The sequence below is a fragment of the Streptomyces sp. NPDC088785 genome (genome assembly GCF_044750685.1).
In the GTDB taxonomy this organism is placed as follows: Bacteria; Actinomycetota; Actinomycetes; order Streptomycetales; family Streptomycetaceae; genus Streptomyces.
The window spans coordinates 294,148-318,076 of sequence record NZ_JBIVKH010000007.1 but is presented as its reverse complement, the minus strand read 5'-3'; the positions used below and the strand labels follow the sequence as shown (position 1 = coordinate 318,076).

18 protein-coding genes and 1 pseudogene are annotated in these 23,929 nt (G+C 75.0%); 6 read left to right on the top strand and 13 right to left on the bottom strand.

Going from position 1 to position 23,929, the window contains the following annotated elements; translation table 11 throughout:
- The first annotated feature begins 70 nt into the window (after positions 1–70).
- Entirely contained in the window at positions 71–1,588 is a 1,518-nt protein-coding gene (glpK, locus tag ACIP5K_RS21975; protein ID WP_401411839.1) for a glycerol kinase GlpK, read from the top strand.
- 113 nt (positions 1,589–1,701) lie between these two features.
- Here the strand turns inward: glpK and ACIP5K_RS21970 are convergent, their stop codons facing one another.
- The 4 genes from ACIP5K_RS21970 to ACIP5K_RS21955 form a co-directional block, all read right to left on the bottom strand.
- Positions 1,702–2,307: a GTP-binding protein gene (locus tag ACIP5K_RS21970; protein WP_401411838.1), complete on the bottom strand. Its 606-nt coding sequence runs from the start codon at positions 2,305–2,307 to the stop codon at positions 1,702–1,704.
- A 125-nt stretch (positions 2,308–2,432) separates the two neighbouring features.
- Entirely contained in the window at positions 2,433–2,837 is a 405-nt protein-coding gene (locus ACIP5K_RS21965; RefSeq protein ID WP_401411837.1) for a DUF742 domain-containing protein, read from the bottom strand.
- 9 nt (positions 2,838–2,846) lie between these two features.
- Positions 2,847–3,284: a roadblock/LC7 domain-containing protein gene (locus ACIP5K_RS21960; RefSeq protein ID WP_401411836.1), complete on the bottom strand. Its 438-nt coding sequence runs from the start codon at positions 3,282–3,284 to the stop codon at positions 2,847–2,849.
- Positions 3,281–6,124 (bottom strand): nitrate- and nitrite sensing domain-containing protein, encoded by a 2,844-nt coding sequence (locus tag ACIP5K_RS21955; protein WP_401411834.1) that lies wholly within the window; start codon positions 6,122–6,124, stop codon positions 3,281–3,283. Before ACIP5K_RS21955 ends, ACIP5K_RS21960 begins: the two co-directional genes overlap by 4 nt.
- 418 nt (positions 6,125–6,542) lie before the next feature.
- On the opposite strand from ACIP5K_RS21955, the gene ACIP5K_RS21950 reads away from it, so the two are divergent.
- A complete protein-coding gene (locus tag ACIP5K_RS21950) occupies positions 6,543–7,007 on the top strand; it encodes a hypothetical protein (protein WP_401411832.1) in 465 nt (154 codons plus the stop codon).
- 21 nt (positions 7,008–7,028) lie between these two features.
- Here ACIP5K_RS21950 and ACIP5K_RS21945 read toward each other — a convergent pair whose 3' ends face one another.
- From ACIP5K_RS21945 to ACIP5K_RS21930, 4 genes are all read right to left on the bottom strand, one after another.
- Positions 7,029–11,663 (bottom strand): hypothetical protein, encoded by a 4,635-nt coding sequence (locus ACIP5K_RS21945; RefSeq protein WP_401411830.1) that lies wholly within the window; start codon positions 11,661–11,663, stop codon positions 7,029–7,031.
- A gap of 43 nt (positions 11,664–11,706) precedes the next feature.
- Positions 11,707–12,600, bottom strand: a complete 894-nt coding sequence (locus tag ACIP5K_RS21940) for a hypothetical protein (RefSeq protein WP_401411829.1) — start codon at positions 12,598–12,600, stop codon at positions 11,707–11,709.
- 49 nt (positions 12,601–12,649) lie between these two features.
- Positions 12,650–14,176: a hypothetical protein gene (locus ACIP5K_RS21935; RefSeq protein ID WP_401411828.1), complete on the bottom strand. Its 1,527-nt coding sequence runs from the start codon at positions 14,174–14,176 to the stop codon at positions 12,650–12,652.
- A gap of 69 nt (positions 14,177–14,245) precedes the next feature.
- The gene (locus ACIP5K_RS21930; protein WP_401411827.1) at positions 14,246–14,944 is read right to left on the bottom strand and encodes a GntR family transcriptional regulator; all 699 of its coding nucleotides are present in this window, start codon (positions 14,942–14,944) and stop codon (positions 14,246–14,248) included.
- Between the two features lie 157 nt (positions 14,945–15,101).
- Between ACIP5K_RS21930 and ACIP5K_RS21925 the strand changes: the two genes are divergently transcribed.
- The 4 genes and pseudogenes from ACIP5K_RS21925 (at position 15,102) to ACIP5K_RS21910 (ending at position 18,360) form a co-directional block, all read left to right on the top strand.
- Positions 15,102–16,406 (top strand): MFS transporter, encoded by a 1,305-nt coding sequence (locus ACIP5K_RS21925; RefSeq protein WP_401411826.1) that lies wholly within the window; start codon positions 15,102–15,104, stop codon positions 16,404–16,406.
- A gap of 58 nt (positions 16,407–16,464) precedes the next feature.
- Positions 16,465–16,867 (top strand): annotated as a pseudogene (locus ACIP5K_RS21920) (D-glutamate cyclase family protein); the annotation flags it as partial.
- Between the two features lie 63 nt (positions 16,868–16,930).
- Complete coding sequence (locus tag ACIP5K_RS21915) at positions 16,931–17,392, top strand: MerR family transcriptional regulator (RefSeq protein ID WP_401411867.1); 462 nt, start codon at positions 16,931–16,933, stop codon at positions 17,390–17,392.
- Complete coding sequence (locus ACIP5K_RS21910) at positions 17,389–18,360, top strand: NAD-dependent epimerase/dehydratase family protein (protein WP_401411825.1); 972 nt, start codon at positions 17,389–17,391, stop codon at positions 18,358–18,360. The genes ACIP5K_RS21915 and ACIP5K_RS21910 overlap by 4 nt, the downstream gene beginning before the upstream one ends.
- Here the strand turns inward: ACIP5K_RS21910 and ACIP5K_RS21905 are convergent.
- The 5 genes from ACIP5K_RS21905 to ACIP5K_RS21885 all read right to left on the bottom strand — a co-directional run bounded on the left by ACIP5K_RS21905 (position 18,328) and on the right by ACIP5K_RS21885 (position 23,852).
- On the bottom strand, positions 18,328–19,227 hold the full coding sequence (locus ACIP5K_RS21905) for an SGNH/GDSL hydrolase family protein (protein WP_401411823.1): 900 nt from the start codon (positions 19,225–19,227) through the stop codon (positions 18,328–18,330). The genes ACIP5K_RS21910 and ACIP5K_RS21905 overlap by 33 nt on opposite strands.
- The gene (locus ACIP5K_RS21900) at positions 19,224–20,495 is read right to left on the bottom strand and encodes a glycosyltransferase (RefSeq protein WP_401411821.1); all 1,272 of its coding nucleotides are present in this window, start codon (positions 20,493–20,495) and stop codon (positions 19,224–19,226) included. The genes ACIP5K_RS21905 and ACIP5K_RS21900 overlap by 4 nt, the downstream gene beginning before the upstream one ends.
- Entirely contained in the window at positions 20,492–21,616 is a 1,125-nt protein-coding gene (locus tag ACIP5K_RS21895; RefSeq protein WP_401411820.1) for a glycosyltransferase family 4 protein, read from the bottom strand. Before ACIP5K_RS21895 ends, ACIP5K_RS21900 begins: the two co-directional genes overlap by 4 nt.
- A gap of 151 nt (positions 21,617–21,767) precedes the next feature.
- Complete coding sequence (locus tag ACIP5K_RS21890) at positions 21,768–23,180, bottom strand: HEAT repeat domain-containing protein (protein ID WP_401411818.1); 1,413 nt, start codon at positions 23,178–23,180, stop codon at positions 21,768–21,770.
- 279 nt (positions 23,181–23,459) lie between these two features.
- A complete protein-coding gene (locus ACIP5K_RS21885) occupies positions 23,460–23,852 on the bottom strand; it encodes an ankyrin repeat domain-containing protein (RefSeq protein WP_401411816.1) in 393 nt (130 codons plus the stop codon).
- Between the last annotated feature and the right edge of the window lie 77 nt (positions 23,853–23,929).

Below are 23,929 nucleotides of genomic sequence, written 5' to 3'. Positions count from 1 at the left end.
CGGCCGGCCCGGCGCCGCGCCGTCCCGCCACCCGATCCACGCACGACCGACTTCTCACGAAGGGGTAGCCATGCCCGGGACTTCCGTGAAGTACGTGGCCGCGATCGATCAGGGCACCACGTCGAGCCGTTGCATCATCTTCGACCACGCCGGTGAGATCGTCGCCGTCGACCAGCGTGAGCACCGCCAGATCTTCCCGAAGCCCGGCTGGGTGGAGCACGACGCCACGGAGATCTGGTCCAAGGTCCAGGCCGTCGTGGCCGGCGCGATCGCCAAAGCGGGCCTGCGCGCCGACCAGCTCAGCGCCCTCGGCATCACCAACCAGCGGGAGACCACGGTCCTGTGGGACCGCGCGACCGGCAAACCGGTGCACAACGCCATCGTGTGGCAGGACACGCGGACGTCGGCGCTCTGCGCCGAACTCGGCGGCACCGACGGCCAGGACCGGTTCCGTGAGCAGACGGGTCTGCCGCTCGCGAGCTACTTCTCCGGGCCGAAGGCGGCCTGGCTGCTGGACAACGTGCCGGGGCTCCGGGCGCGGGCCGAGCGCGGCGAGATCGCCTTCGGCACGATCGACTCCTGGCTGATCTGGAACCTGACCGGCGGCACCGACGGCGGTGTGCACGTCACCGATGTGACCAACGCGGGCCGCACCATGCTGATGGACCTGGAGACCCTTCAGTGGGACACCTCGATCCTCTCGGCGATGCGGGTGCCGGAGGCGGTGCTTCCGGAGATCCGTTCGTCGGCCGAGGTGTACGGCACGGCGGTCGGGCAGCTGTCCGGGGTGCCCGTCGCCTCCGCGCTCGGCGATCAGCAGGCGGCCGTGTTCGGGCAGGCGTGCTACGACACGGGGACGGCGAAGAACACGTACGGCACGGGCAGCTTCCTGCTGCTCAACACCGGTAACCGGCCCGTCCCCTCGAAGAACGGGCTGCTCACCACCATGGGGTACAAGATCGGCTCCGAGGCGCCGGTGTACTGCCTCGAAGGGTCCATCGCGATCACCGGGGCGCTCGTCCAGTGGTTCCGGGACCAGCTCGGCATCATCAGGACCGCCGACGAGATCGAGACGCTGGCCGCGAGCGTCGACGACAACGGCGGGGCGTACATCGTGCCCGCCTTCTCCGGCCTGTACGCGCCCTACTGGCGTTCCGACGCGCGCGGGGTGATCGCCGGGCTGACCCGGTACGTCACCAAGGCGCACCTCGCACGGGCCGTCCTGGAGGCGACGAGCTGGCAGACGCGCGAGGTCGTCGACGCGATGTACCAGGACTCGGGGGTGCGGATCACGACGCTCAAGGTCGACGGCGGCATGACCAGGAACAATCTGCTGATGCAGCATCAGGCGGACGTGCTGGACGTGCCGGTGATCCGGCCCAAGGTGTCGGAGACGACGTGCCTGGGCGCCGCGTACGCGGCCGGGCTCGCCACAGGGGTGTGGAACGACCTGGACGAGCTGAAGGCGCACTGGCGGCGCGACGTCGAGTGGACCCCGTCCATGGACGCGCAGGCCCGGGACCGCGAGTACCACAACTGGCACAAGGCGGTGGAGAAGAGCCTCGGCTGGCACGAGGAGGACGTGTAGGCCCGGACACGGAGCATGTGCACGCGCGCGTGGAGGCGAGAGTGTCTCTCCGCGCGCGTGCGCGACGGCCGGCTACAGACGGCAGCAGCCGGGAGCTGACGGGAGCGGACGGATCAGGTGACGGCCGGCTCGCGGCGCCGCGCGGAGACGGCGGCCGCGTGTTCGACCATGTCGATCAGGACGTGCTTGACGGATTCCTTCTCGCGCGCGTCGCACAGCACCACGGGCACCGTGGGGTCGAGGTCGAGGGCCTGGCGCACCGTGTCGGTCGGGTAGCGGGCCGCGCCCTCGAAGCAGTTGACGCCGACGACGAAGGGGATGTCGCGCCGCTCGAAGTAGTCGATGGCGGCGAAGCAGTCCTCCAGGCGGCGGGTGTCGGCGAGGACGACGGCGCCCAGCGCGCCGGTGGCGAGCTCGTCCCACAGGAACCAGAAGCGGTCCTGGCCGGGGGTGCCGAAGAGGTACAGGACCAGGTTCTCGCGGACGGTGATCCGGCCGAAGTCCATGGCCACGGTGGTGGTGTGCTTGCTCTCGACGCCCTGGGTGTCGTCCACCGGGCGGCCGGCCTCGCTGAGCAGTTCCTCCGTGCGCAGCGGCCGGATCTCGCTGACCGCGCCGACGAGGGTGGTCTTGCCCACGCCGAATCCGCCGGCCACCAGGATCTTGAGCGTGACGGGCTCGACGGGGGCCCTGCCGCGCTCGGAACGCCCGAAGATCATGGGTTGTCTCTCCTGACTGGCTGACTGGCCTGACTGGCCTGACTGGCCTGACTGACCTGACTGGTCCGGTCGTGCGGGGGGGGGGCGAGGTGGCGGCGGCCGTCGTGCGTGGGCGGGGCCGCCGTTCAGAGGGCTCTGAGGCCGTCGATCACATCGCGCAGGATGCTTTCGTCGGGGAGGTCCGCCGGGGGCACCGGGCGGGTCACGTGGACCAGCTCGTCGTCGACGAGGTCGCCGATCAGGACGCGGACGACACCGATGGGAAGGTCGAGTTCCGCGGCGAGCTCGGCCACCGACTGCGGGCTGTCGCGGCACAGTTCGACGATGTCGACGTGTTCCGGCGACAGGGTCTGGTCGGCGACCGGGTCGCCGCCGCGCTGCTGCGCGACGACGACCGCGATCAGGTCGAGGCGGTGCTGGCCCGCGCTGGTGGTGCGGCCGCGCGTCATGGCGTACGGACGCACGACGGGTCCGGCGTCGTCGTCGAACCAGTGCTGCGTCTGCTGCGTCCCCTGACCGTCTGCGCTCATGCCAGCCCACTACCCTCCGGCGGGTGGATCCGTGCGCGGCGCCGTCGCGAGATGCGCGCCGACCCGCTTGACCAGCAAGGTCATCTCGTAGGCCACGAGGCCGACGTCGGAGTCCGCGTCGGACAGGACCGCGAGGCAGCTGCCGTCGCCCGCCGCGGTGACGAAGAGGAAGGCGTCGTCGAGTTCGACGACCGTCTGCCGGACCCCTCCCGCGTCGAAGTGCCGGCCCACGCCCTTGGCGAGGCTGTGGAAACCGGAGGCGACGGCGGCGAGGTGCTCGCTGTCCTCGCGGGTGAGGTCCTGGGAGACCCCGGTGGGCAGTCCGTCCCCGGACAGTACGAGCGCCTTGCGGATGCTGGCGACGCGTTCCACCAGGTCGTCCAGGAGCCAGTTCAGCTCACCCGAACCCCCCGGGCCGGTGTGCGCGCCTGCGTTCGGTGCGGTCATCGACCGTCCCCCTCAGATGTCGTTCCCTGTGCTGTGCCGTCGGCGTTCTCGGCGCGCGGGGCGGGCCCGTCGCCGGCGGCGTCGTGGTCGGTCGTGGTGGTCTCGTCGTCCGCGGCGTTCTCCTCGCGGCCGCGTCGCCAGCCGCTCTGGAGCGAGGCCATGCGGCTGCGCACCTCGTCGGCGTCCCGCTCGGCGGGGTCCGTGGTGGCCGTCCCCGCCGGCTCCGCGGCGCGGTCGGCGCGCAGGTCGGGGCCGTCCTTCAGCTGCGGTGCCAGGTTCGCCTGCCGGACGCGGCGGGGCAGGCCGCCGCCGGGTCCCGCCGGGGCGCCGGGCCGCCCGGCGTCGGCGGGCGGGGCGGGCGGTGCCGGGGCGGCGGCGGGCTCGGTGGCGCGGGCGCGGCGCGTGGGCAGGTCGGCGGGCGGCGCGGGCGGGAGGGCGTCGCGCGGGCGCTCCGCGGCGTTGCGGTCGTGCCGCTCGCCGGCTGCGGCGCCCGTGCGGTCGCTCTCCCCCGGCCGGGTGTGCGTGACGGGCCTGCCGTGCGAGCTGACCAGCTTGGGGGTGCGCCGGCGGGGCAGCGGGACGAGGCCGCCGGCCGGCACGCCGCTCGGGGCGCCGTCGTGGTCGTCGGTGCTGCGGCGGCGGGGTCCGAAGACGCCGCCCCGGTCGGTCTCGGCGGCCTGCTGGTGCTGCTCGCCCGCGCTGCCCGCCACGGGGCGGCGCGGGCGGAAGAGGGCGCCGCGCTCGCTGTCGTCGTCGCCGAGGGCACCGGGGAACGCGGTCATGTCGGAGGTGGCCAGCGGCGCTTCCAGCTCCACCGGGCCGTCGAGCAGCGAGGCGGGCAGGCCCGGCAGCCCCTCGGACGCGGTCAGGGTCCGGCCGCGCTGGGCGGCGGGTGCGCGGCGCACGGCCTCGGGCCGGTCCAGGCGGAACCCGGCGCCCTCGGTGTCCGTCGCGTCCGTGAGGAGGGAGTCCGGGATGAAGACGACCGCGGTGGTGCCGCCGTAGGGGGACGGCTGGAGCGACACGCGGACGTTCTGCCGCTGGGCGAGCCGGCTGACCACGAACAGGCCGAGCCGGTCGGTGTCGGACAGTTCGAACTCGGGGGTCTCGGCGAGCCGGAGGTTGGCGTCGAGCAGTGCGTCGGGGGCCATGCCGAGGCCGCGGTCGTGGATCTCCAGGGTGAAGCCGTTGGCGACGCTCTCGCCGAGGACCTGCACGGCGGTGTGCGGGGGCGAGAACACCGTGGCGTTCTCCAGGAGTTCGGCCACCAGGTGGGTGAGGTCGGCGACGGCGGGTCCGGTCACCGCGATCCGCGGCAGGCGGCGCACCTCGATCCGCTCGTAGTCCTCCACCTCGGCGACGGCGGCGCGCACGATGTCCATCAGCTGGACGGGCTTGCGCCACTGCCGGGACGGGGCGGCGCCGGAGAGGATCACCAGGCCCTCCGCGTGGCGGCGCATGCGGGTGGTCAGGTGGTCGAGGCGGAACAGGTCGGCGAGTTCGTCGGTGTCCTCGGTCCTGCGCTCCATGGCGTCGAGCAGGGTCAGCTGCTTGTGCAGCAGGACCTGGCTGCGGCGGGCGAGGTTGACGAAGACCTCGGAGACGCCGCGGCGCAGCTCGGCCTGTTTCACGGCCGCTTCGACGGCGGAGCGTTGCAGGGTGTTGAGTGCCTGGCCGACCTGGCCGATCTCGTCCTTGTCGTAGGACAGGCGCGGCGCCTCGGTCTCCACGTCGACCGTCTCGCCCGCCGCGAGGCGGCGCATCACGCTCGGCAGCCGCACACCGGACGCCTCGTGCGCCGCGAGACGCAGCCGGCGCAGGTCGCGGACGAGACCGCGGCCGATACGCAGGGACAGGAAGAGGGAGAACAGGAGTGCGAGCAGGCCCAGGACGCCGGCGATGCCGGCCCGCACGAAGACCTGGACGGCGACGGGCCTGGCCCGGTCCTCGTAGTGCTCGGCGGTCTGGGTGTTGCGCATCCGCAGGGCGTGCAGCACCTGGCCGGACGCCGTGTCCCAGCTCTCGGCGGTGACGCCCTTCGGGGTGCCAGGGCTGCCGTTCACGACAGCTTTCTCGGCGTTGCGCAGGGAGGCGGTGTCGGCGCTGCGCCAGTACCGCTGGTAGCGGGAGCGTTCGTCGCCGGAGAGCAGGGCGAGGTTGGTCTCGTAGAGGAGGGTGCGCTGGGCGATGAGGTCGGAGACCTGGCGCAGTTCGGCGTGGGTGAGCCGCCCGGCGACGAGTCCGGAGCCGACCAGCGCGTCCTCCCGCGACAGCAGTTCGCGGGCCTGGACCACACCGACGACGGCGCGTCCCTCGCGCTCCACCTGGGCGTCGTCGAAGGAGACGACGCCCAGCAGGAAGTCGTGCGTGGGTTCAATGAGGCGGTTGTAGAAGGTGAGTGCCTGGCCGCGGGTGACGGTTCCCTCGTCCACGTTGCGGCGCAGCGACTCGATGCCGTCGAAGCCTTCGACCGCGGTGTCCAGGACGGCGCGCGTGTCGTCGTCCATCTCGCCGCGGAGGTCGGTGTCGCGGGCCTTCTGCTTGATCTCGCCCATGGCCTCGTCGGAGGCGCTGCGCCTGGTCCGCAGGAGGGACTGGGCGTCGGACGCGCGGGGGTCCGCGAGGTAGACGAGCGTCTGGCGGCGCTCCTCCTGGAGGACGCGGCCGGTCTCGGCCAGCGGATAGCCGATGCTGTCGACGACCTTGCCCGCGGCGAACAGTTCCACGGCGGCGCGTCCCGTGATCACCGAGGCGAAGGCCCAGATCGCGGTCAGGGACAGCAGCGGCACCAGCAGCAGCGCCACGATCTTCCGGCGGATGGACTTCCCGCGAAAGCGCATGGCCTCCCCCAGATCGACCCCCAGCGGTCAGGGGCACACATGTGCGTCAACAAGCGGCGCGAGCCTACTACTGAGACAGGAACAACTCGAAGGGCTGTCCGGATGCTGTCCGACGCGTCGTCGGTGCGGACGTCCGCAGTTGTCCGGTCATGGTGGGAGATTGCGGTCCGGAATCCCCTCGAACTCCTGTGTTCCTTATCGGCCGGTCTTCGCGGGGAGTTGGCCGGAATGCTGTGCCTGGCGCCCGAACTCGACCGGCCCGTGGGGGCGGTGGCGAGATACGGAGATCTTCGCGGTCCGGAGCGGGAATCTTCGGGCCGCGCCGATCGTCGTACATCACAGGGCGGGACGGGGGCATGCGCAGAGAGCCGGAGACGCGGCACGGTCGGCGTAAAGGTGATCAAACCGGGCAGTCAATGTGCAGGCCGATGCGGGGGCATCAGAACCGGGCCCGGGAGCGGCGGGGAGTGATGCAGTGATGAGTACGGCGGAGCAGCGCGAACTGTGGGTCGAGGAGCCGGCGAAGCGTCGCCGGATGCCCGATCCCGTGCGGACCGCGGCGGTGCGGGCGGCGCTCATAGCGTCGCTCACCCTGATCCAGGCCATGGTCGCCACCCTGTGCACGCTGGCGGACTCCTGGCTCGCCTTCCCCATGGTGCTCAGCAGTGTCGCCAGCACCGTGGTGGCGACCTGGGGCGTCCTGGACGTCTGGGTGACCCGCCAGGTGTGGAACCAGCGCAACGGGGTGGTGTCGGTCCCGGCCAGCACGGCGCGGCGCCTGCGCAAGGAGCGCCGCCAGGCCCGCCGCGCGGCCCGCTCGGGCGGGCGGCACACGAAGAACATACGGGCGCGGGGCGGAGCCGGGCAGTTGACGCACGGGTGAGCCGCCCGGCCCGGCCCGTCGTCAGCTCGGCTGCGGCTGGGGCTCCGGCCGCTTGTACATCCGGGTGGCCGTGATCTCGCCGTGCACCGTCTCCCCCTCGGGGTCCTGCTGCGGCAGGCCCGGGCGCAGGTGCTCCTCCACGCTGATGTACTTCAGGCCCGCCCGGAGGTCGGCGTCGTTGCGCAGCCTGATGACGAGGGGGAACTCGGCGAGCGCCGTCGTGTCGAACAGGCCGGTGGTGTAGAGGAGTTGGACGCCGAGCGCGTCGGAGACGGCCCGCTGCAACTCCAGGAGGTACGTGGCGTTGGCGCGGCCGATGGGGTTGTCGAGGAACAGCGTGCCCGCGTGGCGGTGCTTGTCGCGGCCCCGGTCGTTCGAGCGCAGCGCGGCCATCGTGCAGTACAGGGCGATGGCGGCGGTGAGCAGCTGACCGCCGGAGAACACGTCGCCCATCTGTCCGACGGGGACCCGCTCGGCGCGCAGCACGGCGTCCGGCTTGAGAATCTCGACGGCCACCCCCTTGGGCTGGAGCGCGGCGCCGACGCCGCGCAGCAGCAGGGACATGCCGTCGCGGCGCAGGTCGGAGTTCTTCTTGACGGCGGCGCGGGTCGCCTCGTCGATGACCTCGCCGAGCCGCTCGGTGAGCGTGGCCTGGTCGGGCTCCTCGAAGCGGATCCGCAGGAACTCCTGGCCGGACCATTCGCCGAGGCCCTCCGGCAGCCGGGAGAGCCGCTGGGCCGAGCGCAGGGTGGCGAGCGACGACTCGACCAGTCCGCGCAGCCGGTCGACGATCGAGTCCCGGTTGCGCTCCAGTTGCGTCAGCTCGTCGGTGAGGACCCGCAGCCGGGGGGCGAACGCGTCGGCCCACTTCTGCGCGTGCTCGGGCAGCGCGGCGGCCGGCAGCTCCCGGATCTGCTGGCGGGCGGGGGTGCGCACGGCCTCGTACCGCGTCGCGTTCGCATGCCGTACGAGGATGTCGCTCGCCTCGCGGACGGCGGCCTCGGCGGCGGACAGGTCGCCGGCGCAGCCGCGCAGGGAGCGGCGGGTCTCGCCGGCGGCGGTGCGGGCCTCCTCCAGGCTGCCCGGGTACGGCTCGGGCTCCTCCTGCTCGTCGGTGTCGGCGGTGTGGTCGCGGAGCAGGTCGCGCAGGAGCGCGGCCGTCTCGTCGAAGCCGCCGGCCCCGTCCTCGGCGGCGCGGTGCGCGTCCAGCAGTTCGCCGTGGGCGGCGCGGGCGGTGGCCAGGGCGTCGGTGCGGACGGCGAGTTCGGTGGTGGCCGTGCGCAGCAGGGACTGGGCCTGCTCGATGTCGGCCGGGACCTGTGCGTCGGGCAGTTCGGTGTGGACGGCGCCGTCCTCGGGCGCGTGCCGCTCCGCCTCGCCGCGCAGCCGCCCCAGCTGCTCGCTGGCGGTGGAGGCGCGGGTCTCCAGGAGCTGGACGTGCTCGTCGGCGCGGGCCGCGGCAGCCTGCCGGGACGGGCCGTCGGAGCCCTCCGGTGATTCGAGGAGGGTGGCGGCGCGGGTGCGGACCTTGTTGCTGAGCCGGTTCAGGTCCGCGAGCGCGGCGCTCTCGTCGCTCTCGGCCCGGGCCTGCTCGGCCCGCAGGTCGGCGCCGACGCCGACCTTCTCGTACACCTGGGACGCGGCCCGGTAGGCCTCGCGCAGGGCGGGCAGGGACGCCCTGGGCGCCTCTCCCTCGGGTACGTCGTCGGGGGCGCCGGCGATCTCGGCGCGCTCGGCGCGCAGTGTGCGGGCGGTGCGGTGGGCGTCGTCGGCGGAGCGCTGGGCGGCCCGCCGGTCCTCGTCCGCGGCGCGCGCCCCCTCCAGGCAGGTCTGGGCGCGGGCCTCGAACTCGACCGCCTCGTCGGCCAGTTCGCGGACCTTGGCCTGCCAGGCGGCGCGCTCGCGCAGCCGGTAGGCGAGTCCGGCGAGCGCGTCGGCGGCGCGCCGGGACCTCTGGGCGGCCTCCTGCCGCTCGTCGCGGACCCGGGTGGCCTCGGCGGCGGCCTCGTCGGCCTCGGCGCGCGCGGTGCGGGCCTCGGCGAGTTCGGCCTCGGCCTCCTCGGCGAACGTGCGGGCCTGCCGTGCGGCGCCCGCCAGTTCGGCGAGGCGGCCCGCCGGGCAGCCGGCGCGCCAGGAGCCGAGCCGGGAGGCCAGCTCGCGGTCCTTGGCGAGGCGTCCGGCGAGGGTGCGGATGTCCTCGTCGCGGCGGGCGGCCCGCTCGCGCAGCGCCTGCCGTTCCTCGTCGGCGGCGTGCTCGTCGTGCATGGCCGGGTTCGGCGGGACCAGGAAGACGCTGCCGGCGGTCTCGTCGGTGGCGTTCGCCGCCGGGGTCGGGGCGAGGAGGGCGGCGGCGGTGCCGACGGCGACGGCGGACCGGGGCAGGAGTGCGGCGCCGGCGAGCGCCTCCCTGGCCCGCAGGTGGGAGGCGGGGTCGGTGATGATGACGCCGTCGACCAGCTCGGGCCGGGCGGCGAGCACGCGCGCGTGGTCGGCGGGGTCGACGGACTGGGCGAGGTAGCGCCAGCCGGGCAGTGCCGGGATGCCGTGCTCGCCGAGGAACTCGACGGTGGCGAGCACGTCCGGGCCGGGCGGCAGCAGACCGCCGTCGCCGAGGGCGCCCAGGATGCGGGAGTCGTCGGCGGCGGCGGTGCGCAGGTCGAACAGCTGCCGCTCGGCGGAGGCCACGGAGTCGTCGAGGAGGGTCTTGAGGTCGTCGGCGGCGCGGTCGAGGTCGTCGGCGGTCAGGGGGGCGTCGGCGGCGGCGCGGGTGCGGCCCGCCGCGGACGCGGGGCCGTCGCCCGGCCCCGACGGCCCGTTCACCCCGAGCAGTTCGGCCAGCCGCTCCTCGGCGGCGAGGGCGGCGGCGGCCCGGTCCTCGGCCTGGTGGGCGCTCTCCGCCGCGCTCGCGGCGTCGGCGGCGCGGGCCGCGGTCAGCTCGGCGCGGGCCTCGACGGAGGCGGTCTCGCGGGCCTGCTCGGCGGCGCGGCGGGCGGCTTCCCGCGCGGTGTCCCAGGCGGCGACGGCCGTCTTCTCGGCGTCGGCGGCGGCGAGGGCGGCGCGGGCCGGGTCGGCGTCGGGCGCGCTGTCGTCGAGCCAGCCGGCCCGGACGGCCTCGGCGGTCTCCTGCTCGACCTCGCTGAGCCGCTGGCGCAGGTGGCCCAGCTCGCTGCGGGCGCGCTGGGCGTCGGTGGCGGCGGCGGTCGCGTCGCGGTGCGCGGTCTCGCCCGCCTCCTGGAGGACGGCGGAGCGCTCCTCCTCCTCGTTCGCGTGGGTCTCGGCGCGCTCGGCGGCGCCGTGCAGGGCCCGGACCAGGTCGTGGGCGGCCTTGGCGCGGGCGGCGAGCGCGGGGGCCGCGTCCCGCTCGGCCTCGCGGATGGCGACGGCCACGCGCGCGGAGCGGTCGGCGGCGGCGCGGTGGCGCAGGACGGCCTCGGCGGCCTGCCAGGCGGAGTGCAGCGTGCGGGCGTCGGCCAGCTCGCGCTTCTGGGCCGCGGCGGCCTTCTCGGCTCCCGCGAGGGCCAGCGAGGCGTGCCGGTAGGCGAGTTCGGCGGCGATCAGGGAGCCGCGTTCGCGCGCGGACTCGGCCTCGGTGACGGTGTGCGCGGCGGCGGTGACCCGCTGGGCGAGGTCTCCGGCGCGGCCGCGCTCGACGGCGGCGCGGGCGGAGAGGCGGCGGGCGAGGGTACGGGTGCGGCGCTCGGCCCCGGCGTGGATGTCCCGCGCGCGGGAGCGGGTGCCCGCGGCCTCCACGATCCGGGTCAGCAGGTCCACGGAGCCGGCGGTGAAGTCCCGCTCGGCCATCAGCTCGGAGCGCCGGCCCAGCTTGTTGCCGAAGCCGCTGACCAGGTCGGCGAGGCCGTCGGTGTCCCGGGTGTCGGTGACGGCGCGCAGCAGCAGGTCGGTGAAGTCGGAGTCCTTCTTGACGGCGAAGAGGCCGGCGGCCTCGCCCTCGTCGGCGTTCATCTCGCGCTGGTAGCGGAAGAGTTCGGGGTCGAGGCCCAGGTCGCCCAGGTGCTCGTTCCACCGGTCGTGGCCCTCCTCCCAGTGCACTTCGAGGTGCGGGTAGGCCTTGCCCGCCTCGACGAGCGCGTCGCGGAAGCCCTTCATGGTGCGGCGGCGGCCCCGGGCGTGGGAGGCACCCTCGACGAGGGGCCGGACCGCGTTGGACTCCGCCACGGGGAGGGCGTCCAGGCTCATGCCGGGGCCGGGCCGGAAGGAGTACCAGGCCTCGGCGAACTTCCGCGGGTCGTTGGAGACCTGACGGCCGCGCCACTCGCTGACCTTGCCGACGACGACGCATTCGCCGGTGAGGGTGTGCTGCCACTCCAGGGCGACGTGTCCGCAGTCGTCGGCGAGGAGGAACTTGCGCAGCACGCCGGAGCTGGCGCCGCCGAGGGTGTTGCGGTGGCCGGGCAGCATCACCGAGAAGATCAGCTTGAGCAGGACCGACTTGCCGCCGCCGTTCTCCAGGAAGAGCACTCCGGCCGGCGCGGGGCGGCGCGGCGGGCCGACGGGCTCGTCCTCGAAGAACTCCGCCTGGGTGGGCGCGGGGTCGGGCACGGGCGCGCCGACGCCCCGCAGGTCGAGCACGGTGTCGGCGTAGCGCGCGCCGGCAGGCCCGATGGAGTAGAGGCGAACCCGGGACAGCTCGTACATGGCGGACTCTCGTGGTAGGTAAGGAAGTTCAGGACGTTCGTGCTCAGGAGTGGAAGGGCAGTCCCGCGTCGGCGACCAGGTCCCCCGCGTCCTCGTCCATCGGCGGCGCCAGGCTCGCGGATCCGTCGGTGACGGCCACGACGCCCAGGTCGAGCAGTTCGGCCATGGCGGCGGTGCCCGCCATGTCGCGGACCTGGAGCTGGTAGCGGGCCGTGGTGCGGTAGGTGCCGCCCCCGTCGTCGCCGGTCCGTTGCAGGAAGCCGGAGTCGGTGAGGAAGGCGACGGCCTTGGCGACGATGCCGGTGGTCGAGTGGGCCAGGCGGCGGGTGTCCTTGGTGGCGCCGGTGGAGCTGCGCCGGGCCCAGATCCGCCAGGCGGCCTCCAGGCCGGGGGCTTCGGTCGCCGGGTCGGTGTTCTCGCCCTGCTCCTCGGCGCGCTCCTCCAGCTTGTGGCAGGCCTGCCGGACGAACGCGTCCACGCCGTTGACGCTGACGCGTCCGATGTAGCCGTCGTCGGCGAGGTCCTCGGGGCGGGGGAAGGCGAGCGCGGCGAGCGCGAGGTGGGCGAGGCCGTGCAGGAAGCGGTCGGTGGAGTCGACGGCGGTGCGGCGCGCGTAGTCGCCCATCCGCACCGCGAAGACGGAGTCCTCGGCGGCGGTCACCGCCATGCCCGCGCGCGCGGACACCTCCAGGACGACGAGACCGAGCCCGGAGGCGACGGCGTCGGCGAGCCGGGCGAACGCGGGGTCCTCCCGGTAGCGGCGCAGCAGCTCCTGGTACTCCTGGTCGCGGGAGGGCTGGAGCTTGGGCTGGAGTCCGAAGGCGACGAGCCGCGCGGCGTCGGCGGCGTCGGCCGGGGTGACCGGCGCCGCGCCCCTGGCCGGGCCCGGCGCCTCGGGCTCGCCCCGCTCGGCGTGCTCTTCGGGGTGCTCGGTCACGGGCGGTGCTCCTTGATCGTTCCTACGTGCGTCGGGCGCGGTCCGCGCATCACGCGGCCTCCGTCCGGTCCGCGGCCATGCCCGCCGCGTCGAGCAGGGCGGTGCCCACGATGAGGTCGGCGCCGCCGAACTCGTCGTCGTCGAGCTCGGTGCCGTCGTCCACGGCGAAGAGCAGCTTCTCCTCGCCCTGCCGGTAGGCGGTGCCGACGGCCGGGCTCGCCGCGTGCACGGCCAGCAGGGCGACCAGGTAGGGCAGTTCGGGGTCGCGGGCGCGGGCCTCGGCGAGCAGTCCGGACAGGCGGCGCGGGGCGTCCGGCGGCAGGTCGAGGAGCTGCTTGGCGCTCGTGAGCTGCGCGTCGCTGAAGCGGCTGTCGTCGGGGGTCTCGATGAGGTCCGGCTCGGGCATCTCGGCGCCGAGGTGCTCCCGCTCCACGGGCGGGGTCAGCAGTATGTCGACGAGGTCCCCGACGCGTACCGAGACGGGGGTGCGCAGCCCTGTGCCGCGGGCGAAGAAGGCGTCCGTCACCCGGCGGGCCTCCTGGACCGGCAGGGGCAGCAGGGGGGCGACGAGCTGCCCGTACAGGTCGAGGCCCGCGCGCGCGGAGGGCGTGGCGAAGGCCTGCCGGTCCTGCTCGGCGCGGAACAGCGGGCCGGCCTCCAGGAGCCGGGACTGGAGCTGGGTGTGGCGGCGGATGCAGTCCTTGACGATGTCGACGAGTTCGGCCGCGCGGCGCTTCTGCTCGGGGTCCTCGGACTCGTCGCGCGCCTTGCGGATGTTCGTCAGGATCGCGTTCTCGTGGCGGTAGCGGTCCGCGACGTGGTCCAGGGCCTCGGCGATCATGTCGGGGACGGCCCGCAGCCAGTCGACGGCGCGGACGTTGCGGCGGGTGGCGTCGAGCGCCTTGCGCAGGGTCTCCGAGTACTGCACGGTCCGGTAGCGGGCCTGCTCGGCGGCGAGCTGGGCGTCGGCCAGGCGGCCCCGGCTGATCAGGACCTCGAGCTTCACCTCGGCGGCGATCTGGGCGCTGGTGACATCGGTGTCGAGGGCTCCGACGAGGACGTTCACCGCCTCGTCGGTCGTGCGGAGGTAGACGCTGCCCCCGTGGCCGGGGACCTCCTCGATCAGCTTGAAGTCGTAGTCCCGCCGGACGTAGGAGCCGTCCGTCGCGAACGTCCCGTAGACGGCGCGGAAGCCGCGGTCCACGCTGCCCACGTTGATCAGGTTCTCCAGGACCCAGCGCGCCACCCGCTCGTGCTCGGCGGTCGGCCGCGCGGGGGCCTGGGCGGCGATGCGGGGGATCAGGCGAGCCACTATCTGCTCGTGGTCGGCGCCGGTGTCGAAGTCCATGTTCAGGGTGACGAGGTCGATCGCGCAGAGGGCGACCTCGGCCATGCCGTACGTCGAGTACGCGCCCGCCAGGTTCGCCTTGCGCACGTCCAGGTCGTGCAGGGGCGCGGTGCAGGCGAGCGCGCGCAGACGCCGCGCGAGCCCTTCGTCGGCGGCCGGGCCCGGTGCGGGGCGCGGCCCCGCGCTGAGCTGGGGCGGAACGGATTCCGTGGGGGCAGGCGAAGTCACGGAGCACAGACTAGGCGCTGGGTCCGACAACGGTCGAAACGACGCAGATGCCCCGGCCCGCGCGGGGCGTCACGCCTCGTGCGCCACGCGCTGCCCGTACGCCTCGACGAGTCCGTCGCGGGAGTCGTCGAGGTAGTGGGCGAGCAGGGTCTCGGCCTCGTCGCGGCGCCCGTCGGCGAGGGCCCGGACGAGCTGCGCGTTGCGGGCGAGGTAGGGCTCGTGGAGGCGGCGCGGGTCGTCCACGACGTGGAAGGCGAGGCGGAGTTCGGCGAGCACGCTGCGCATCAGTTCGTCGGTGCGCTCGCTGCCGGCGAGGGCGACGAGTTCGCTGTGGAAGTGGATGTTGGCGGTGGAGACGCCTTTCCAGTCCCGCGCCCCGGCGGCCCGCCGGCCGTCCTCGACGGCGGCGGCCACCCGGTCCAGGGCGTAGGGCGGTTCGCCGAGGGAGCGCACGACGGAGCACTCGATCATGCGCCGGGTGCGGTAGATGTCCCGGACGTCGTCGACGCTCAGGACGCGGACGAAGACGCCCTTGTTCAGGCGGTGTTCCAGCAGGCGCTCGTGCGTGAGCAGCCGGAACGACTCGCGCAGGGTGTTGCGGGAGACGCCGAGCGCGCTGCCGATGCTGTCCTCCGACAGGCGGGTCCCGGGCGGGAAGAAGCCTTCCGCGATCCGGGTCCTGAGGATGTCGGCGACGCGCTCCGCGGTGCTGGTGCGTCCCAGCAGCGCGCGGTCGTCGGCGAGTGCGTTCAGTTCTTCCGTGGCCACGGCCGAATTCAAGCGCAGATACAAGAACGAGACAACGTGGGTATTGAGGGATTGTTCAACGATCCTCTACCTTGGCGTTCAGGCACCGCTCCGCCGCACGCACCGCCACGCACGCTCCTCTCCCCGTGAGTTCCCGAGTTCTCCTGCGAGGTGCTTCATGAGCACGACTCCCCCGGCACCGGGCCCCACCGTCCCCGCGCCGCCCGCGCCCTGCGCTCCGCTCCCCCGCTCCGACGGCGCCCTCGGCTGGCTGCGGGTGCTCGGGCCGCGGGGCCGGCGCGCGTTCGCGGGCGCGTTCGGCGGCTACGCCCTCGACTCCTACGACTACTTCACGCTGCCGCTCAGCATGGTCGCGCTGGCCGCCTCCTTCGGCCTGAGCAGCGGCCAGACCGGTCTGATCACCACCGTCACGCTGGTCGTCTCGGCCGTCGGCGGCGCCGTCGCGGGCGTGATCGCCGACCGGTTCGGCCGGGTCCGGGCCCTGCTGCTCACGGTGGCCACGTACGCCATGTTCACCGTGGCGTGCGGATTCGCCCCCGACTACGGGACGTTGCTCGTCTTCCGCGCCCTCCAGGGGCTCGGTTTCGGCGGTGAGTGGGCGGTCGGCGCGATCCTGGTCGCCGAGTACGCCTCGACCCGGGACCGGGGCCGCACGCTCGGCGCCGTGCAGAGCGCCTGGGCGGTGGGCTGGGGCCTGGCCGTGGTCGTCTACACCCTGGTGTTCCGGTTCCTCGACGACGGTCTGGCCTGGCGCGTCATGTTCTGGACCGGCGCGCTGCCCGCGCTGCTGGTGCTGTGGGTGCGCCGCCGGGTGCAGGACGCGCCCCGGACGGCCGAGCGGCTGGACGCCGATGGGCGCACGGGGTCGTTCACCGAGATCTTCCGGCCCGGCCTGCTGCGCACGACGCTCTTCGCGGTCCTGCTGTCGACCGGCGTCCAGGGCGGCTACTACACGCTCGCCACCTGGGTGCCCACGTACCTGAAGTCGGAGCGCGGCCTGACGGTGGTCAACACGGGCGGCTACCTGACGCTCCTCATCTCCGGCGCGTTCCTCGGGTACCTGACGGGCGGTTACCTCACCGACCGGCTCGGCCGGAAGCGGAACATCGTCCTGTTCGCGGTGCTGTCCGCGGTGAGCATCCTGGTGTACACGCACGTCCCGGACGGCGCCAACACCCTTCTCCTGGTGCTCGGTTTCCCGCTCGGCTTCTGCATGTCGGCCATCTTCAGCGGCTTCGGCTCGTATCTGAGCGAGCTGTACCCGACGGCCGTGCGCGGCACGGGACAGGGCTTCACGTACAACACCGGCCGGGCGGTCGGCGCGGTCTTCCCCACCCTGGTCGGCTTCCTCGCGGACAGCTGGGGCGTGGGCGGCGCGCTCGTCTTCGGCGCCCTCGGGTACGCGCTGGCCGTCGTGGCCCTGCTGGGGCTGCCCGAGACCCGTGGCGAGGAACTGCGGTGAGCGTCGCCGACGGCCGCACCAGGGGCCCCGCCGACAAGCACCGCGCCGCCGCCTGGACGCCGGGGTTCCGCTGCGCCACGTCGAACAGGGCAGGAACGTGCCGGTGTACGTCACCACGCGCGCGTGCCGGGGCGCGGGTCGGCTGCGCGGCCCGCTGGTCGAGTCGATGCGGCCGGTCCCGCCGCGGGCCCTGGAGGCGGCGGTCCGGGAGAGCTCCCTGATGCCGGCGGTGCACGGCGGGCCTGTGCACATCGGCGACCGGGGGGCCCTCGGCATCCGCGACCTCGACGCGCCCGGACTTCGGCGACCCGGTGGAGCGGTCCCCCGGCGACATCCCGGTCTTCTGGGCGTGCGGGGTGACGCCGCAGGCGGCGGCGAGGGCGTCCCGGCCGCCGTTCGCGCTCACCCACGCGCCCGGGCACATGTACCTCGCCGACACCCGGGACGAGCAGTACCGGATCGTGCCGCCGTACCGACCCCGCCCCGCGCGAGCGCCACGTTCCGCCGCGTTTGCCCTCAAGCGCTTGAGGTGTGTTCTGCTGCCGGACATGGCGCACTACACGATTCAGGACGTATCGCGGCGCAGTGGGCTGAGCGAACCCACGCTGCGCTACTACGAGGAGGTGGGGCTGGTCGGGCCGGTCGGCCGGGACGAGCGCAGCGGACACCGCCGCTACGCCGAGGACGACCTCGATCTCCTCCAGGCGCTGGCCTGCCTGCGCGCGGTCGGTATGAGCATCGAGGACATGCGCACCTACCAGGGCAACCGGGCGCGCGGCCGGGCGGCGGCGGCCGAGCAGCGTGATCTGCTGCTGCGCCACGCGGCGCGCGTCGAGGAGGAGATCACCGCCCAGCGGGCCCGGCTCGGCTACCTGCGCGAGAAGGCCGCCCTGTGGGACGCGCGCGAGCGCGGCGACGCAGAGGCGGAGGCCGCGGCGACCCGGCGGTCCCTCGACGCGGCCCGGCGTCTGGAGGTGCTGCGATGAGCCCCGTCCTGGTGACCGGCGGGTCCGGCTATCTGGGGACGCAGGTGATCGCCGCCCTGCTGCGGGAGGGCCGCGAGGTGCGGGCCACGGTGCGCTCGACGGCCCGCGAGGCCGAGGTGCGCGCGGCGGTGCGGCGCGGCGGCGCCGACGACTCCGGGCTGCGGGTCGTCGCGGCGGACCTGATGAGCGACGACGGCTGGGCCGCCGCGGTGGCCGGCTGCGCGGAGGTGCACCATGTGGCCTCCCCGATCCCGGCGGTCCAGCCCGCGGATCCCGACGAGCTGATCGTCCCGGCCCGCGAGGGCACCCTGCGGGTGCTGCGCGCGGCACGCGCAGCGGGCGTCCGGCGCACGGTGCTGACCTCGTCGTTCGCGGCGGTCGGCTACACGCCCAAGCCCGGCGCCGAGTTCACCGAGGCCGACTGGACCGACCCCGACACGCCGGGGCTCGCGCCCTATCCGCGGTCGAAGGCGATCGCGGAGCGGGCCGCATGGGACCTGATGGAACGCGCGGGCGGCGGCACCGAACTCGTCGTGGTCAACCCGACCGGGATCTTCGGGCCCACGCTGACAGCCGCTCTCGGCTCCTCCATGCAGTTGGTGAAGGCGATGCTCGACGGCGCGATGCCGGTGGCCCCGCGCGCCCGCTTCGGCGTCGTGGACGTCCGCGACGTGGCGGACCTGCACCTGCGGGCGATGGCCGCGCCCGGGGCCGCCGGGCGGCGGTTCCTGGCCGTCGCGGACGGCCCGACGCTCAGCTTCGTCGAGCTGGCGGCCCTCCTGCGCGAGCACCTCGGGCCGCTCGCCGCGCGCGTGCCCGTCGAGGAGGCGCCGGGCGCCGCGCCGCCCCGCCCGGTCATCCACAACGACCGGGCGCGCACGGAGCTCGGCTGGCGCCCGCGCGACGTGGCGACGACGCTCGTGGACTCGGCCGCGTCACTGCGCGACCTCGGGCTGCTCGCGGACTGACCGCAGAGGGGCGGGGCGCCCGCCCGCGGCGTGGCCCGGGGTCGCGGCCAGGGCCGCCGCCACCCCGGCCGAGGCACGCAGGTCGAGGTGGGCGCCGGTCCCGCGCAGTCCGTGCCGCACCTCGTCCGCGGCGAGGGCGAGCAGCTGGGGCAGCAGGTCGGTGCAGCGCCGGGCGACCCAGCCGGTGCCCGCGGTGGCCAGCCACCGCCAGGCGGCGGCGCGGGTCGGCGCGGGCCCGTCCGGCTCGGTGCCGGGGGCCGGGCCGTGGGCCGTCCCCGACGCGGCCAGCAGGGCGTGGAAGCCGGCGGCGAGCAGCCGGTGCCCGCGCTCCGCGGGATGCAGCCGGTCCGCGCTCCACAGCGTGCGGTCGGCCACCCGATCTCCTTGCGAGGCGTGCAGGTGGACCGCTCCGTGGCGTTCGGACAGGGCGTGGACCACGGAGTTCACGGCGCGCTGGCGGCGGGCGAGCGGGCGGGCCAGGGCCCCGGGCAGGCCGAGCAGCGCGCCGGGGTCGGGCAGGCAGGCGGTGAGCAGGACCGTGCCCCGGGAGCCGAGCGCGCCGTAGACGGTGTCGAGGCGGGCGGCCACCGCGTGGAGGTCGAAGGTGTGGCGCAGGGTGTCGTTGACGCCGACGACGACGGAGGCGACGTCGGGGGCGAAGGCCAGCGCGGCGGGCAGCTGCCGCTCCAGGACGTCGCCGGTGCGGGCCCCGCTCACCGCGAGGTTGTGGAACTCCACGGGGACGTGGGCGGGCGCGAGCCCGGCCGCGAGCAGCGCGGCCCAGCCCCGCCACCGCCCGTCGCCGGCCGGGTCGCCGACGCCTTCGGTGAGGGAGTCGCCGAGCGCGGCGAACCGCAGCGGGCTCATCGCGCGGCCCGGTGCGCCGGAAGCCGGCCGGGCGCCCGGACCGGCGGCGTGTCGTGGGGCGCGTCGTGGGCCGGGGGCCGGGACGCGTCATGCGCCACGATCCGGGACGCGTCGTGGGCCGCGATCCGGGACGCGTCATGCGCCACGACCCGGGACGCGTCGTGCGCCGCCAGGAAGGCGTCCACCGCCGCGCCCCAGCCGAAACACTCCGCCCGCGCGCGTGCGGCCTCGCGGCGCTGGCGTTCGGGCCGTGCCAGCACCTCCCGTACGGCACGGGCGAAGGCCGCTCCGGTGTCGGCGGCCACGGCGCCGGCCGCGCCGATCACCTCGGGCAGCGCGGAGGACGCGCTGACGACGACGGGGGTTCCGCAGGCCAGTGCCTCCAGCGCGGCGAGGCCGAACGTCTCGGCGGGGCCGGGCGCCAGGCAGACGTCGGCCGTGGCCTGGAGCGCGGCGAGTGCGGCCCGGTCGGCGACATGGCCGAGGAACGTCACGGGCAGCCCCCGCGCCCGCTGCCGGAGCCCGGCCCGCAGCGGACCGTCCCCGGCGACGACCAGCCGGGCCGGGACGCCCGCCGCGCGCAGCGCCGACAGGGCGGCGAGGGCCGTGCCGGGCCGCTTCTCCACGGACAGCCGGGTGCACATGACGAGCAGGACCTCGTCCGCGCGCGCGTGCCGGGCCCGCAGCCGGCTGTCCCGGGCCTGGGGGCGGCAGCCGACGAGGTCGACGCCGAGCGGGGCCCGCACCACGTTGCGCGCGCCGAGCCGGACGAACTCCCGCTCCGCCCATTCGGTGGTGCACACCACGCGCGCGTAGGCGTGTGCCGTACGGGTGTTGAGGGCGTCGGCGGTGCGGCGCGCGGCGGCCTCGGGCAGGCCCCAGGCGCGCAGGACGCCGTGGGCGGTCTCGTGGGAGACCATCACGGCGGGCACCCGGGCCCGCCGGGCCCACTCGCCGGTCCAGCGCAGGGTGGTGCGGTCGGAGACCTCCAGGCGGTCGGGGCGCAGCCGCTCCAGCAGCCGTGCCACGCGCTGCCGTTCGCCGAGCACGCGGTAGCCGCCGGTGCCGGGCAGCGTTCTGCCCGGCAGGGTGATGACGCGCCCCTGGTCGCTCTCCTCGTCCGCGGCGCGTTCCCCGGGCACGATCAGCACGGGGTCGTGCCCGGCCGCCGCGTAGCCCGCGCCCAGTTCGCGCAGCGCGGTGCGCAGGCCGCCCGAGGCGGGTGTGACGAAGTTGGCGAGCCGGACGATGCGCAGGGCCCCGCTCATGCCGCCACCGCCGTGCGGGCGCGCAGCACCTCGGCGTAGTGGCCGAGCAGCTGGTTGCCCACCGCCGTCCAGGTCCGTGCCGCCACGGCGGCCCGGCCCGCGGCTCCGTAGGCCGCGCGCCGGGCGGGAGCCACGGCCAGGGTGCGTACCGCGTCGTGGACGGCGCCGGGATCGCCGGGCGGTACGAGCAGGCCGGTCGTGCCGTGCGCGACGAGGTCGAGCGGGCCGCCGGCGGCGGGGGCGACCACCGGCACGCCGCTCGCCATGGCCTCCTGCACGGTCTGGCAGAAGGTCTCGTGCGGGCCGGTGTGCACGAACACGTCCAAGGAGGCGTAGAGGCGGGCGAGTTCGTCGCCGGTGCGCCGGCCGAGGAAGCGGGCGCCGGGGAGCGCGCCGCGCAGTGCGGCCTCGCTCGGTCCTTCGCCGACGATCACGACCTGGACGCCGGGGCGCCCGCACACCCGCGCGAGCAGCTCCACCCGCTTCTCGGGGGCGAGCCGTCCCACGTATCCGACGAGCAGTTCGCCGCGCGGCGCGAGGTCGGCGCGCAGCCGTGCGTCGCGCAGCGCGGGGCGGAACCGCACCGTGTCCACCCCGCGGGGCCACAGCCGTACCCGCGGCACCCCGTGGGCCTCCAGGTCGCGCCGCGCCGCCGTGGACGGGGCCAGGGTGCGGTCGGCGGCGCCGTGCACCGCGCGGATCCGCCGCCAGGCCGTGCTCTCCCCGGTCCCCAGGTACGTCCGGGCGTAGCCGGCCAGGTCGGTCTGGTAGACGGCGACGGTGGGGATCCGCAGCCGGGCCGCGGCGGCCATGCCGCGCACGCCGAGCACGAACGGGCCGGCCAGATGGACGAGGTCGGCGCCGTGCGCGGCCAGGGTCCGGTCGACGCGGCGGTTCGGCAGGGCGACCCGCACCTGGGGGTAGCCGGGCAGGGGCAGGGAGGGGACGCGCACCACCGGGCAGGGCGCGGCGGCGTCCGCCTCGGGTCCTGCCGGGGTGGCCGGGGCGACGACCAGGGGTTCGTGGCCGCGGGCGGCGAGGTGCCGGGCGGTCTGGAGGGCGCAGTGCGCCACTCCGTTGATGTCGGGCGGGAAGGACTCGGTCACGATGACGACTCGCATACGGGTGTTCTCGCCGGGTCCGGCGTGCCCGCGTCGACGTGGATCTGTCCCGCCGTGGAACGTCCCGTGAGCGTTGCGTCACCCCGCGACACCGGGGGCAACGGCGGGAGGCGGCTGCCCGCCCGGGGGCCGCCTCCCGTCCATCAGGGCGTCACAGGGCCGTCGCGTCCGGTCCGATCCTGCTGCGTACGGCGGTCTGCACCTCGGCCTCCTCGGCCGGGTCGGCGGCGAGCCTGCGCAGCTGGTCCACGACCCGGGCGTCGCCGGTCTCGGCGTGCCGGGCGGCGATCTCGCGGGTGGACTCCTCGCAGTCCCACAGGCACTCGACGGCGAATCCGGCGGCGAAGGAGGGGTCGGTGGCGGCGAGGGCGCGGGCGGCCTGTCCGCGGCCGTGGGAGGAGGCGGTCTCGCGGTAGACGTGCCGCAGGACGGGGGCCGCGCAGGCGATGCCGAGGCGGCCCGCTCCGTCGACGAGCGGCCAGAGGGTGGGGGCGTCGGGGCCGTCGGCGCGGACGGCCTCCCTCAGGGCGGTCAGGACCAGCTCGCCGTCCTGGGTGCCGCCGCGGCAGGCGAGCATCCGGCCGGCGGCGGCGCCGAGCACGTCCGGCCGCGGTGACCAGCGGCGGGCGCGCTCCACGGCGGCGACGGACCGCATCCGCTCGAAGCAGTCGACGGCCGCGTCCACGACCACCCTGGAGGGTGACTCCACGGCGGCCTCGACGAGATCCAGCACCTCGGGATCGTCGGTGTCGGTGAGGTAGCGCAGGGCGGTGCAGCGGGCTCCGTCCGAGCCCTCGCGGGCGGCGCGCAGGATCTCGGCCCGGTCGGTGGGGCCCGCGACGGCGGTCAGGCAGCGCGCGGCCGGCACATAGAGCGCCGCACCGCGCTCGAAGCCCTGCTGCGCCCAGTCGAAGACGGCCTGCACGCTCCACTCGGGGCGCGGCCCGGCGGGGCGCATCTGCCGCTGCCAGCGGTCGAAGGAGCCGGCGTCCCGGGCGGCACGCACGCGTGCGCCGACGTGGGGCCGCGGGTCGTCGGCCCACAGGCGCCACGGACGGGGCTCGAAGGCGTCGCGGACGGCCGCGACGAGGTCCGCCTCGGCGTCCAGCGGAAAGCGGGCGAGGACCGGCTCGGCGAGGGCGCGCAGCCCGGCGTCGTCGTCGCGCAGGGCCAGCTCGTCGAGCGCCCAGGCCCAGTTCCCGCCGAGGGCGGCGTATCTGCGCAGCAGCTCCAGGGCGTCCCGCCTGCCGTAGGAGGCGAGGTGGCCGAGCACGGACAGGGCGAGGCCCGTACGGCACTCGTCGGTGTCCAGGACGTCGGCGGGGTCGAAGAGGTGCCGCTCGATCGCCCCGAGCCCGCCGTGCAGGTCGAGGTAGAGGCGGGCGTAGTACAGCGAGCGGTTCTCCACCTGCCAGTCGTGGCGGGGGTCGCTCAGCACACAGTGATCGAGAGCCGCGAGAGCCTCGTCCCGCGGCGCCGTCAGCGCGTGCAGCGTGCCGTCGCCGCGGCCCCGCTGCAACAGGCCGAGCAGCGTACCGCTGGGCGCTATGACCGGTTCGAACATGGGAAACAGCCTCACATCAAGCGTCGACGCAACCGGGAATCCGCACTTACCTGGCCACGTGACAACACGTCGGAGTGCCCGCCGTTTCCTGCTTGCTGTAGACCATCTCTCTGCCTCTCGTCCAAGGCCCGATCCGGGCCACTTACGGCCCGCGTGGCACGTGGGCAGCACCTGCCCCGCCATCGCGTCCGTAAATCACGCCGTCATCATGACCCAGCGGTTCCGCCCGCCGCGACCACATTTCCCGGACCCCCGTCCTGCCTGATCAGCGCCGGTGTCTCAGGACGCGCCGAACAGCTCCAGGAGCTCCGCCTTGCCGAACATGCGGGCCGTGTCGACCGCCGAGGGCGTGCCCGCCGTCGGATCGGCGTCGCCCGCGAGCAGCGCCCTGATCACGGCTTCCTCGCCCTTGAAGACGGCGCCCGCGAGCGGGGTCTGCCCCTTGTCGTTGGGGCGGTTGGCGTCGGCGCCGCGCGCCAGCAGCGCGGTCACGGCCGGTGCGTGGCCGTGGTACGCGGCGAGCATGACGAGCGTGTCCCCCCGGTCGTTCGTGAGGTTCGCGGGCACGCCCGCGTCCACGTACGCCGTGAGTGCCTCCGTCTCGCCGCGGCGCGCGAGGTCGAAGATCTTGGTGGCCAGCTCCACGACCTCCGGGTCGGGGGCTTCGCTCATCGGCCGAACCGCCTTTCACATCCGTGCGGGTACGGCCGTGCGGCCGTACGAGTGAATCGCCAGGGTACTGCCCTGCG